Origin of the sequence: Herbaspirillum sp. DW155, assembly GCF_037076565.1 — a bacterium.
Taxonomy (GTDB): domain Bacteria; phylum Pseudomonadota; class Gammaproteobacteria; order Burkholderiales; family Burkholderiaceae_D; genus Herbaspirillum.
Map to the genome: position 1 here is coordinate 1,699,388 of NZ_AP029028.1, position 12,392 is coordinate 1,711,779.

Below are 12,392 nucleotides of genomic sequence, written 5' to 3' on the forward strand. Positions count from 1 at the left end.
TGGCTTGCCCGTCCAGGCGGATAGCCCGGACCAGGCGCGCAGCAAGCATGTGCCACAAACGTTTGGCGACGATCATTGGCTGACAAATCCGAGTGTTTCAAATTTGTCAACTTTTTCCTTGTTGCGACGCGGTAGCATAGCACGCTTTGCCTTATGTCCCGCTTGCTGGTCAGACCAGTGGCGCCGGCCCCACAGGTTTTTGCAAAAACCTTCATAAAAAAAAGCCCCCGTACCGGACGGGGGCTCTGCAGGCCGCTTGCAGCGGCCCTGGTGGTCAGGCGACGGAAAATCAGTCGAAGACCGGGCTTTCCACGCCCAGGATCTTGTGCAGCTTGGGCGAGGTGGTGGTGTACTGCATGTGGATCTTCTTTTCCGGGAAGATGTAGGGCGCAGCGCCGAAGGCGGCCAGCGCGGCTTCGTGGAAGCCCGACAGGATCAGCTTCTTCTTGCCCGGATAGGTGTTGATGTCGCCCACGGCGAAGATGCCCGGGACGTTGGTCTCGAACTTCTCGGTATCCATCACCTTCAGCTGCTTGCGCTCGATCTCCAGGCCCCACTCGGCGATCGGGCCGAGCTTGGGCGACAGGCCGAAGAACACCAGCAGCATGTCCAGCGGCAGGCGACGGGTGACGCCATCGGCGCCCGTGACCTTGACTTCGGCCAGCTTGCCATCCTTGATCTCGGTGCCGGTGACCTGGCCGATCAGGAGTTGCATTTCGTACTGTTCGCACAGTTCCTTCATCTTGGCCACCGAGGCCGGCGCAGCGCGGAATTCTTCACGGCGGTGCAGCAGGATCACCGATTCAGCCTTGCCCACGAAGTTCAGCGCCCAATCCAGCGCGGAGTCGCCGCCGCCGCAGATGACGATGTTCTTGCCTTCGAACAGGGCCGGGTCCTTGACGCGGTAGAACACCTGCGAACCTTCGAACTGCTCGATGCCTTCGACCTTCAGGGTGCGCGGCTGGAACGAACCGACGCCGGCGGCGATGAAGATGGTCTTGGTGATGAATTTGGTGCCGGTGGAGGTCTCGACGTCGAAACGGCCATCTTCGCGCTTGTTCACCACGGTCACTTCCTGGCCCAGGTGGAAAGTGGGCGAGAAGGGCTCGATCTGCTTCAACAGGTTGTCGGTCAGTTCCTGGCCGGTGCAGACGGGCACGGCGGGGATGTCATAGATGGGCTTGTCCGGATACAGCTCCACGCACTGGCCGCCGACGACCGGCAGGGAATCGATCACATGCGCCTTGATTTCCAGCAGGCCGAGCTCGAACACCTGGAACAGGCCGACCGGGCCGGCGCCGATGATGACGGCATCGGCGTCGATGACGCCGTTGACTGCCGCAGTCTGGACATTGTTTTCCATGATTTCTTGATATTCCTGTTTCAGTAGATCAGATCAATAGAGCGGCTCTTCCCTTGCGCGGCGCGCGGGCTGGCGGCGGGGCCGCTGGCGGTGGGAGAGGCCAGGTAAAAGAAGTGCAGCAGGCCGGCGATGCGCGTGGGCGCTAACGCCCGGCCATGAGGCTCTCAGGGGTGTTGCCGGCGGCCAAATACAAACGGCTGCGCATCTGGCGTGGCGAAGATGCCGCCGGGCTGGATGCGCAACCGCCATTGTGGACCGGGACAGGCCCGGACCGTTTGATTCTCCGCAGCAATCAGCGCTGCAGGTATTGCAGCTTGTCGGTCTTGTCCTTCCACTCCTCGGCTTCCGGCAGCGGTGCCTTGGTCTTGGTGATGGAGGGCCAGCTGCGGGACAGTTCGGCGTTCAGGGCGATATATTGCTGCTGGTCGGCCGGCACGTCTTCTTCCGCGTAGATCGCATTGACCGGGCACTCGGCCACGCACACGGCGCAGTCGATGCACTCGTCGGGGTCAATCGCGAGGAAATTGGGGCCTTCGCGGAAACAATCCACCGGGCAAACATCCACGCAATCCGTATAGCGGCAACGGACGCAGGAATCGGTGACAACGTGGGTCATAACTGTCCTATCTGTAAAAATTCTTCAAACCGATGGCTAACTGCGCCGCAATTGATGGCAATATGGCACGGTTAAAATCATGTTGCGGCTGGTCAACCTGTGGTTGAGGTGCATTGGCCGGCTTCCGGTGTCTTGTGAACGCCCCCTGGAGTCCCGCTGAAGGCTCTCATGATGCCGCTGCGCAACCCGCCGCAAAGCCTTGTATTTTAAGGTAATTCGATTTTTCCCACAAATGAGGCTTATACAGATTACGTATAAGTAAATAAACAAGCGCGCGATAAGCCCAGTCGCCGCCAGGGTCTTGTGGCCTGCCGCTCCGGTGCATGGAGCCAGGCTGCCCGGTGTGACGCTGCTTGTCGCGCATCAAGAAAAGGAAGTCCCGGCGTGAACGCTGCAGGCCCCCAGTCCTCCCCCCGATTCCGTCTGTCGTTGCTGCCGGCCCTGCTGGGCGCGCTGGCAGTCGCTGTTTCCCTGGCGCTGCCGCTGGCGGCGCACGCTGCCGAGGCCATCCGCATTGGCGAGATCAACAGCCAGGGCCGCTCCTCCAGCGCCGGGCAGGCCTACAGCAAGGGCCTGGCGCTGGCGCTGGAGCAGATCAACGAGTCCGGCGGTATCCATGGCCGCCCGCTGCAGCTGGTCACACGCGAAGACCAGGGCGATGCCGACCAGGCCGCCCGCAATGCGCGAGAACTGGTCAGCAAGGAGCACGTCGACGTGCTGACCGGCACCATGCTCTCCGATGTGGCCCTGACGGTGGCGCGTGAAGCCGCCCGCAGCAAGACCGTGCTGGTGGTGGGCGATGCGCTGTCCGACGCCATCACCCTGGACAAGGGCAATCGCTACACCTTCCGCGTGCGTCCCTCGACCTACATGCTGGCAGCCATGCTGGCCGAACAGGCCGTGCGCATGCCGGGCCGGCGCTGGGCCATGGTGGCGCCCAACTACGAATATGGCCAGAGTGCCGTGGCCAGTTTCAAGATGCTGTTGAAGCAGGCTCGCCCGGACGTGGAATTCGTCAACGATCAATGGCCGGCGCTGGGCAAGATCAAGGCCGACGACGTGGTGCGGGCCATTGGCCAGTCGCGTCCCGATGCCATCTTCAACGCCACCTTTGGCGAGGACCTGCAGAAGTTCGTACAGGCCGGCAATCGCCAGCAATTGTTCAATGGCGTGCGGGTGGTGTCGATGACCTCGCCCGGTCCGCAAAGCCTGGATGCCAGCCAGAGTGAAGCCATCCGCGACTGGCTCGCCGTGGGCTACCCCTGGGAGCAGATCAACACGCCCGAGCACCAGCGCTTCCTGGAAGCCTATCTGAAGAAATTCAGCGAGCGCCCGCAGTTGCAGGCGGTCCTCGGCTACAGCACCATGATGGCCATCGCCACCGGCCTGAAGAAGAGCGATGGCGCGGCAGGCGAGGCCCTGCTGGAAGCCCTGCGCGGCCTGCACTGGTCGTCGCCGCTGGGCGAACTGAGTTTCCGCGCGCTGGACCAGCAATCCACCATGGGCGCCTTCGTCGGCCTGGTCTCGCAGAAGGACGGGCGCAGCACCATGCGCGACTGGCACTATCTGGATGGCGCCGCTTACCTGCCGCCGCCCACCTACGTGCGTGGACGCCGCCCGGCCTCGGCGGCCAGGTAATCCGGCCTTGCCTTCCCGCTCAGTCGCGCCAAAGCCCCCTCATGGCAGGGGGCTTTGCCCTGGTCGATCTCGGTTAAGATAGCGGTCGCCACGCCCCAGGGCGTGACCAGCGCATCGTGCGGACCGCTCCGGGGCGGCCCGCCATGCACGTGGACCATCAACATGGCAGCATGCGGCAGCTCCGCATCCGGACTTCATGATCATCACCTCCCTACTCGATACCGACCTGTACAAATTCACGATGATGCAGGTGGTCCTGCACCACTTCCCCGGCGCTCAGGTCGAATACAAATTCAAATGCCGTAACGAGAACATCGACCTCACGCCCTACGTCGATGAGATCCGCGCCGAGATCGCCGCGCTATGCCGCCTGCGCTTCAAGGAAGACGAGCTGAACTACCTGCGCGGCCTGCGTTTCATCAAGAGCGATTTCGTCGATTTCCTGGACCTGTTCCACCTGAACGAAAAGTACATCACCGTCCAGCCCGACCCGGCCGGCAATGGCGAGATCGAGATCAAGGTGAAGGGCCCGTGGCTGCACACCATCATGTTCGAGGTGCCGGTGCTGGCCATCGTCAATGAAGTGTATTTCCGCGCCACGCAGCGCTCGCCGGACCTGGAAGAGGGCAGGGCGCGCCTGCGCAAGAAGATGTCGGTCATCACCGATGATGCCGAACTGGCCGGCTGCAAGATCGCCGACTACGGCACCCGTCGCCGCTTCTCGCGCAGCTGGCATGCCGAAGTCATCGACGAGATGAAGCAGCACATGGGCGAGCACTTCGCCGGTACTTCCAACGTGATGTACGCCATGCAGCACGACCTGACCCCGCTGGGCACCATGGCCCACGAATACCTGCAGGCCTGCCAGGCGCTGGGTCCGCGCCTGCGCGATTCGCAGACCTTCGCCTTCGAGATGTGGGCGCGCGAGTATCGCGGCGACCTCGGCATCACGCTCTCGGACGTCTATGGCATGGACGCCTTCCTGCGCGACTACGACATGTATTTCTGCAAGCTCTTCGATGGTGCGCGCCATGATTCCGGCGATCCCTTCGAATGGGGCGAGCGCCTGATCCAGCACTACCGCGACAATCGCGTCGATCCTTCCAGCAAGGTGCTGGTGTTCTCCGACAGCCTGGACTTCGACAAGGTGCGCGCGCTTTACCTGCGCTTCAAGGACCGCGCCAAGGTGGCCTTCGGCGTCGGCACCAATCTCACCAATGACCTGGGCTATACGCCCTTGCAGGTGGTCATGAAGATGGTCCGCTGCAACGGCCAGCCGGTGGCCAAGCTGTCCGATACGCCTTCCAAGAACATGTGCGATGACCCGGCCTATGTGAATTATTTGCGCCAGGTGTTCCAGATCAAGGCTTGACCGGATCGGGTCATACCTGAAAGTTTTTTCACCCGGGCGTTTTTGCGTGCGGGCGGCAGGTCGGCTGCTATAGTGTGACTCCCCGTGATGGCCTGCGCGGCAGGCGGTGGCGGGGAGTTTCTCCTTCTGCATTCCATCAGGACGACATTTGCTGATCCGATTCGCACCCCTCGCTTTATTTGCCCTGTTCGCGTCGCTCCTGCCCTTGCCGGGCTGGGGTGCCGAGCTGGATGGCGCCGGCCTCTCGCTGTTCTGGGCCTTGCCCTTTGTCGGTGTTCTGCTGTCCATTGCCGTGCTGCCGCTGGTGGCGCCGGTCTTGTGGCATCACCATTTCGGCAAGATCGCCGCCGCCTGGGCACTGGCCTTCCTGCTGCCCTTCGCGGTGCTGCATGGCACGCACGCCGCCCTGACCATCAGCGTGCATGCGCTGGTGGCGGAATACCTGCCCTTCATCATCCTGCTGACCGCGCTCTTCACCGTGGCGGGCGGCATCTGCGTGCGCGGCAACCTGCATGGCACGCCTGCGCTCAATACCGGACTGCTGGCGCTGGGTACGCTGCTGGCCAGCCTCACGGGCACCACGGGGGCGGCCATGCTGCTGATCCGTCCGCTGATCCGTGCCAATGATGACCGCAAGCACACGGTGCATGTGGTGGTGTTCTTCATCTTCCTGGTGGCCAATGCGGGCGGCTCCCTGACGCCGCTGGGCGATCCGCCGCTGTTCCTGGGTTTCCTCAAGGGCGTGGACTTCTTCTGGACCGCGCGCCATCTGCTGGGGCCGATGCTTTTCCTGTGCGGTGCGCTGCTGCTGATCTTCTATCTGCTGGACCGTCACTTCTACCTCAACCGTGAAGAGCGTCGGCCGGTCGATCCCACGCCGGACTCGGCGCTGTGGCTGGAAGGAAGGCTCAACTTCGTGCTGCTGGGCGCGGTGATCGGGCTGGTGCTCATGAGCGGCCTGTGGAAGCCGGGCGTGGCCGCCGAGCTGCTGGGCACGCCGCTGGAGTGGCAGAACCTGCTGCGCGATGGCGCCTTGCTGCTGGTGATCCTGCTGTCGCTGTGGCTCACGCCGAAGTCGGCGCGCGCCGGCAATGAATTCAGCTGGGGACCGATGCAGGAAGTGGGCAAGCTCTTTGCCGCCATCTTCCTCACCATCGCTCCGGTGATCGCCATGCTGCGCGCGGGTGAAGAGGGCGCTTTCGCCGCCGTGGTGCAGGCCGTGACCGGGCCGGATGGCAAGCCCGACGACGTGATGTATTTCTGGATGACGGGGCTGCTGTCGTCCTTCCTCGACAATGCGCCTACCTACCTGGTGTTCTTCAACACGGCCTCGGGCGACGCGCGCGAGCTGATGGGGCCGCTGGCCTCGACGCTGGCGGCCATCTCGGCCGGTGCCGTCTTCATGGGGGCCAACAGTTACATCGGCAATGCCCCCAACATGATGGTCAAGGCTATCGCCGAGGAGCGCGGCATCCGCATGCCCAGCTTTTTCGGCTATCTGGCCTGGTCAGGGGCGATCCTCGTCCCGCTGTTCATCGTCATGAGCTTCCTGTTCTTCTGAGTGTTCCACCCCTTCCGATAACGAAACCGAGACAACGAGACCCGCATGAAACCCAAGATCTTCGTCGCCCGCGCCGTCTTCCCTGAAGTCCTGGCCCGCCTGGAGCAGCATTTCGAGGTCGAATCCAATCAGGATGACCGTATCTACACTGCCGCTGAACTGCAGGCCAAAGCCCAGGGCAAGGATGGCCTCTTCACCACGCCCAGCGAGCCGGTGACGGCCGCTCTTTTCGCCGCCAATCCGCAATTGAAGGCGGTCTGCAACATGGCCGTGGGTTACAACAACATCGATGTGGGTGCCGCCACCCAGGCCGGCGTGATGGCGACCAATACGCCTGATGTCCTGAATGAAACTACCGCCGACTTTGGCTGGGCGTTGATGATGGCGGCGGCGCGGCGCATCACCGAATCCGAGCACTTCCTGCGCGCGGGGAAGTGGAAGAAATGGAGCTATGACAGCTTCGTCGGTCCCGACATCCACGGTGCCACCCTGGGCATCATCGGCATGGGCCGCATCGGCCAGGCCATTGCGCGCCGTTCGCTGGGTTTCGACATGCAGGTGCTCTATCACAACCGTTCACGCCTGGCGCCCGAGCTGGAAGCGCGGGCCAACAACGCCCGCTACGTCAGCAAGGAAGAACTGCTGCAACAGGCCGACCACGTGGTGCTGGTGCTGCCCTACTCGAAAGATACCCATCACACCATCGGCGCAGCCGAACTGGCGCTGATGAAGCCCACGGCCACCCTGACCAACATCGCCCGTGGCGGCATCGTCGATGATGCCGCGCTGATTGCCGCGCTGCGTGAAGGCCGCATCGCCGCAGCCGGGGTGGATGTGTTCGAGAACGAGCCAGCCTTCAGGCCGGAATTCCTCGATCTCGGCAACGTGGTGCTGACTCCGCATATCGCCAGCGCTTCCACGCCCACGCGTCTGGCGATGGCCAATTGTGCGGCCGACAACCTGATCGCTGCGTTGTCGGGCCAGCGTCCGCCCAACCTCCTCAATCCGGATGTGTTCAAGGGCTGATCCGGCAGGACCACACCCAAGCAAAACGGGCGCACCTGCATGGCAGGTGCGCCCGTGGCATTTCCGGCTGACGGCGGGCATTCACAAGACGCCGCCGTTGTTGCCGCATCAACCTTTCAGTTCATTGAAGAGATCGATGTATTCCTGCTGCGCTTGGGCTTGCGGCTTGCCCTTCAACGCAGCCCAGGCGTCAAACTTGGCGCGGGCCACGAAGTCGGTCATGCCGGGGCGTTCACCCTGGACGTCGCCATTGCTGCCCTGCTTGTAGAGGCCATACATCTTCAGCAGGGTCATGTTGTCGGGACGCTCGGGCAGGCTCTTGGATTCCGCCACGGCGGCTTCGAACTGTTCTTGCAGGGTGCTCATGTCTCTCCTCCCGCGGGCTCAGACGGCCAGCAGTTCGACTTCGAAGATCAGGGTGGCGTTCGGGGGGATCACGCCGCCCGCGCCACGGGCGCCATAGCCCAGGCCGGCGGGGATGATCAGCTTGCGGATGCCGCCGACCTTCATGCCCTGCACGCCTTCGTCCCAGCCCTTGATGACGTGGCCGGCGCCCAGCGGGAAGGCGAACGGGTCATTGCGGTCCTTGCTGGAATCGAACTTGCTGCCGGCGGTGCCGTCGGTATTCTGCAGCCAGCCGGTGTAGTGCACGGTGACATGGCTGCCGGCCTTGGCTTCGTCGCCTGCGCCAACGTTGATTTCTTCATATTGCAGCCCGGAAGCTGTCGTGATGGTGGACATCGGTTTCCTTTCGGTGAGGGGATGGGGTGGCGGCCGTTACTGCGGGCTTGCTGACCAATGTTGACCGCGCGGGATGCCTGCTGGAAACATCCTTGCACTGATCTTCATATCGGGCTCCAGGCCCGCTGCGGCTGGCCTTCAGGCCGCCCCGGTGGCGTCATGCGACCGGATCGGCAGGCAGTGTAAACCAAAAATCTAGAATTTTTTCATATTGCGTCAGAGGACTGTCAGCGGGATCATCCTGGCAAGCGTTAGTATCCGAGGACGTGCTTCTTGCACGATAGATCAGGCATTTTTGAGTAAAGTTCGTCATGTTGCGTCGATTCAGCCAACTTTTATCCCTTTCCCTGCGCGCAGCATGCGCTTCGGCCGTGCTGTCCCTGGTGGCCGCCCCGGCCCATGCCAACGTGGTGGTGGTGCTTAATTCCGGCGACGCGTCCGTGTCGCTGCTGGACGAAACCGGCGAGAAGGAGCTCTCGACCTTCTCGGTGGGCAAGGAACCCCACCACCTGATGGCCACCCCGGACAACAAGTCCCTGATCGTGGCCAGCGCTACCGGTAACCAGCTGCTGTTCCTCGATCCCAAGACCGGCGCGGTGCAACGCAAGCTGCGCGACATCATCGACCCTTACCAGATCGGCTTTACCCCCGACCAGAAATGGTTCGTCGCCACTGGCCTGCGCCTGGACCGCGTTGACGTCTACGCCTATGACGGCCAGGATCTGAAGCTGTCCAAGCGCATCCCGCTGGCGAAGACCCCCAGCCATATCGCCTTCGACAACGACAGCACCACCGCCTTCATCACCCAGCAGGGCAGCGATGAGATCAGCGCCATCGACCTGGCCACCCAGCAGGTCAAATGGACCATGCCGGTGGGCAAGCTGCCGGCCGGGATCATCATGACCCCGGACAACAAGTACCTCCTGGTGGGCATCATGGGCGCGGATTACGTCGCCGTGGTCGACTGGCGTACCCAGAAGGTGGTCAAGAAGATCAAGACCGGCATCGGCGCCCACAATTTCCGTGCCCAGGGGGACAAGCGTTTCGTCTACGTCTCCAACCGCGTGGCCAACACCATCAGCGTGCTCGACATGCATACCCTGGAAAACGTTGGGACCATCAAGGTGCCGGGCGGCCCCGACTGCATGGAAGTGACTTCCGATGGCAAGACCATGTGGGCCACGCTGCGTTGGGTCAAGAAGGTGGCCGTGATCGACCTGGCCAGCCGCTCGGTGACCAAGGTGATCCCGGTGGGGCGCTCGCCGCATGGCATCTACCTGTACAACCGCGCTCCTGATATCTGATCTTCGCTCACCGCTGACGGCTTATCAATGATGCAGTCCTTTTCTCAGCATTCCCTGCGCGGCCTGTGCCTGTTCGCCATCCTGGCGGCCGGCCAGGTAGTGGCGCAACCGGTGGCCCCGGCGGCCCCGGCCTGCAAGGGCCACATCTATCTGACCTTCGATACCGGCAGCCAGTCCCAGGCCGAGCTGATCGAGCAGACCCTGCAGCGCCACCATATCAACGCCACCTTCTTCCTCGCCAACGAGAAGACCATCCACGGCGACTATTCCCTCGACCCCGCCTGGGCGCCGCTGTGGAAGCGGCTGGTGGCGGAGGGTAACGCCTTCGGTACGCACACGTTCGATCACGTCTACGTGGTGCGCGACCTGCCTGATGGCAAGATCGAGGTGCGTCCTCAATTTGGTGCGCAAGCCGGCAAGAAGCTGCAGTGGACGCCGGCCCAGTATTGTGAAGAAATGAAACAGGTCGATGAGCGCTTCCAGCGACTGACCGGCCACAAGCTCGATCCGCTCTGGCGCGCCCCCGGTGGCCGGCTCACCCCCAACCTGCTCAAGGCTGGCCAGGGGTGCGGCTATGCCCACGTGGCCTGGGCACCGGCCGGTTTCTCGGGGGATGAACTGCCCAGCGACAAATTCCCCAACGCGATGCTGTTGAAGAAAGCGCTCGCCGGACTCAAGGATGGTGATATCTTCCTCGCCCACATGGGCATCTGGTCGCGCCAGGACCCGTGGGCGCCGGCCGTGCTGGAGCCGCTCATCAGCGGACTGGAGCAGAAGGGGTTCTGCTTTGCCACGCTGCGGGACCATCCGGCCTACCGCCATCTGTTCGCCGCCGCCAAGGAACGCTGACCGCCACCCGCAAGTCCAAGCGGCGCCGGCCCAGGGGAGGGGAGCGGGCGCCGTCATCGTTATACCGAAGCCACGTTATCCATGATCCAGACCATTTCCGACCTCTTTGCCGCCGTCCAGGGCTGGCTGTTCCAGACCCTGGTGCAACCGCTGGTGTTTTTCATCGGCATGGGGGAATTCGTCGAAGAAGCCTTCACCGGCACCGAATTCGTCCTGGTGGGCATCTGCGAACTGGTGATCCTGTTCCTGATCCTGCGTCCGCTGGAGGCGGCCATTCCGGTCCATCCCATCACCGACCCGTACGCCCGCTGGAACGATTTCATCTACACCGTGCTGCAGCGCCTGGGCATCATCCCCATCCTCTCCTTCATGCTGCTGGACCCGGCGCTGTCCTATGTGCTGGAAGCCCTGCACCTGGAAGGCTGGGGTACCTTCAACCTCGACCAGATCTGGCCCGGCGTGACCGATCGCGCGCTGGTGAGCTTCCTGCTCTACATGGTGGTGCTGGACCTGTGTGAATACGCCTACCACTGGGCTCAGCACAACGTGCGCTGGATGTGGGCGCTGCACAGCCTGCACCACAGCCAGCAGAACATGAACCTGTGGAGCGATGACCGCGACCACGTGCTGGACAACCTGGTGCATGACATCATCTTCGGTTTGATCGCCGTACTGATCGGCGTGGAGCCCTCGCAATACATCCTGCTGGTCTCGCTCTCGCGCATGCTGCAAAGCCTGCAGCATGCCAACGTGCGCATCCACTTCGGGCGTATTGGCGAGTACCTGCTGGTGTCGCCGCGCTTCCATCGCACCCATCACGCCATTGGCCTGGGCCATGAAAGCCGTGGCCGCAATTCCCTGGGCGGGCACAACTTCGCGGTGCTGTTCCCGATCTGGGATGTGATCTTCCGCACCGCCCATTTCAGCAAGGGCTTCGCCATGACCGGGATACGCGACCAGCTGCCGCCGCCGGCCGGCAAGGGACGTGATTACGGCAGCGGCTTCTGGGCGCAGCAGTGGCTGGGCGTCAAGCGCCTGGTGGAATTGACCCGACGCAAGCCCCGCTGATGCGCCTGTTCATCGCCTCCTTCGGACGCGCCTTGCTGGCGCAACTGCATATCCGCATGCTGTGGCTGACGGTGCTGCCCTTCGTCGTCTCGCTGGGATTGTGGGCCGTGTGCCTGTGGCTGGGACTGCAACCCATCATCGACTGGCTGCAAGGCTACTTCGTCTCGCACGGCATGTTCGGCGAGATCGGCGGCATGCTGGCCTGGTTCGGCATGGGTGCCCTGAAGACGGTGCTGGTGCCGCTCCTGGCCATGTGGACGCTGCTGCCGCTGATGATCCTCACCGCGCTGGTGTTCGTGGGCCTGTTCACCATCCCGGCCATCGCCCGCCACATCGGCAACCGCCACTATCCGATGCTGGACAAGCGCCACGGCGGCAGCGTGGCCGGCAGCCTCTGGACTTCGCTGTGGTGCTTCGCTGTCTTCACGTTGCTGTGGCTGGCTACGCTGTGGGCCTTCCTGATCCCGCCGCTGGCCTTCGTGATCCACTCGCTGCTGTGGGGCTGGCTGACCTATCGCGTCATGGCCTACGACACCCTGGCCGACTACGCCAGCGCCGACGAACGACGCGCCGTGCTGCACCTGCATCGCTGGCCGCTGCTGGCGGTGGGCACCGTCGCCGGTGCGCTGGGCGCGGCGCCCACGCTGCTGTGGCTGGGCGGGGTGCTGTCGGTGATCCTGCTGCCGGCGCTGGCGGGGGTGGCGATCTGGCTGTATGTACTGGTGTTCGTCTTCACCGCCCTGTGGTTCCAGTTCTACTGCCTGGAAGCGCTGCTGCGATATCGCCGCGGCCAGGCGCCTGACGGCCCGCCGGACGCCGACATCATCGACGTGACGCCACGTTGACGCCAGTTG

General features: G+C 63.2%; 12 protein-coding genes. 8 read left to right on the forward strand and 4 right to left on the reverse strand.

Going from position 1 to position 12,392, the window contains the following annotated elements; all coding sequences use genetic code 11:
- Nucleotides 1–289 precede the first annotated feature (289 nt).
- Both AACH55_RS07590 and fdxA read right to left on the reverse strand, forming a co-directional pair.
- Entirely contained in the window at nucleotides 290–1,363 is a 1,074-nt protein-coding gene (locus tag AACH55_RS07590) for an NAD(P)/FAD-dependent oxidoreductase (RefSeq protein WP_017454207.1), read from the reverse strand.
- A 292-nt stretch (nucleotides 1,364–1,655) separates the two neighbouring features.
- A complete protein-coding gene (gene fdxA / locus AACH55_RS07595; protein WP_013233640.1) occupies nucleotides 1,656–1,979 on the reverse strand; it encodes a ferredoxin FdxA in 324 nt (107 codons plus the stop codon).
- Nucleotides 1,980–2,363: 384 nt separating this feature from the next.
- Between fdxA and AACH55_RS07600 the strand changes: the two genes are divergently transcribed.
- From AACH55_RS07600 to AACH55_RS07615, 4 genes are all read left to right on the forward strand, one after another.
- Nucleotides 2,364–3,617, forward strand: coding sequence for an ABC transporter substrate-binding protein (locus AACH55_RS07600; protein ID WP_338718842.1), 1,254 nt, complete (start codon nucleotides 2,364–2,366; stop codon nucleotides 3,615–3,617).
- Between the two features lie 196 nt (nucleotides 3,618–3,813).
- A complete protein-coding gene (gene pncB / locus AACH55_RS07605) occupies nucleotides 3,814–4,989 on the forward strand; it encodes a nicotinate phosphoribosyltransferase (protein ID WP_338718843.1) in 1,176 nt (391 codons plus the stop codon).
- Between the two features lie 184 nt (nucleotides 4,990–5,173).
- On the forward strand, nucleotides 5,174–6,550 hold the full coding sequence (locus tag AACH55_RS07610) for a sodium:proton antiporter (protein WP_338720218.1): 1,377 nt from the start codon (nucleotides 5,174–5,176) through the stop codon (nucleotides 6,548–6,550).
- A 45-nt stretch (nucleotides 6,551–6,595) separates the two neighbouring features.
- Nucleotides 6,596–7,576: a D-glycerate dehydrogenase gene (locus AACH55_RS07615; RefSeq protein ID WP_338718844.1), complete on the forward strand. Its 981-nt coding sequence runs from the start codon at nucleotides 6,596–6,598 to the stop codon at nucleotides 7,574–7,576.
- 108 nt (nucleotides 7,577–7,684) lie between these two features.
- Here AACH55_RS07615 and AACH55_RS07620 read toward each other — a convergent pair whose 3' ends face one another.
- Together AACH55_RS07620 and AACH55_RS07625 are read right to left on the reverse strand one after the other, a co-directional pair.
- Entirely contained in the window at nucleotides 7,685–7,942 is a 258-nt protein-coding gene (locus AACH55_RS07620) for an acyl-CoA-binding protein (protein WP_338718846.1), read from the reverse strand.
- Nucleotides 7,943–7,960: 18 nt separating this feature from the next.
- On the reverse strand, nucleotides 7,961–8,317 hold the full coding sequence (locus AACH55_RS07625; RefSeq protein ID WP_338718847.1) for an FKBP-type peptidyl-prolyl cis-trans isomerase: 357 nt from the start codon (nucleotides 8,315–8,317) through the stop codon (nucleotides 7,961–7,963).
- A 311-nt stretch (nucleotides 8,318–8,628) separates the two neighbouring features.
- On the opposite strand from AACH55_RS07625, the gene AACH55_RS07630 reads away from it, so the two are divergent.
- From AACH55_RS07630 to AACH55_RS07645, 4 genes are all read left to right on the forward strand, one after another.
- The gene (locus AACH55_RS07630) at nucleotides 8,629–9,621 is read left to right on the forward strand and encodes a beta-propeller fold lactonase family protein (protein ID WP_338718849.1); all 993 of its coding nucleotides are present in this window, start codon (nucleotides 8,629–8,631) and stop codon (nucleotides 9,619–9,621) included.
- Nucleotides 9,622–9,648: 27 nt separating this feature from the next.
- Nucleotides 9,649–10,470 (forward strand): polysaccharide deacetylase family protein, encoded by an 822-nt coding sequence (locus AACH55_RS07635; protein WP_338718850.1) that lies wholly within the window; start codon nucleotides 9,649–9,651, stop codon nucleotides 10,468–10,470.
- Nucleotides 10,471–10,551: 81 nt separating this feature from the next.
- Nucleotides 10,552–11,538 (forward strand): sterol desaturase family protein, encoded by a 987-nt coding sequence (locus tag AACH55_RS07640; RefSeq protein WP_338718851.1) that lies wholly within the window; start codon nucleotides 10,552–10,554, stop codon nucleotides 11,536–11,538.
- Nucleotides 11,538–12,383 carry an EI24 domain-containing protein gene (locus AACH55_RS07645; RefSeq protein ID WP_338718852.1) on the forward strand — a complete coding sequence of 282 codons (846 nt, stop codon included), beginning with the start codon at nucleotides 11,538–11,540 and terminating at the stop codon, nucleotides 12,381–12,383. The genes AACH55_RS07640 and AACH55_RS07645 overlap by 1 nt, the downstream gene beginning before the upstream one ends.
- Nucleotides 12,384–12,392 lie beyond the last annotated feature (9 nt).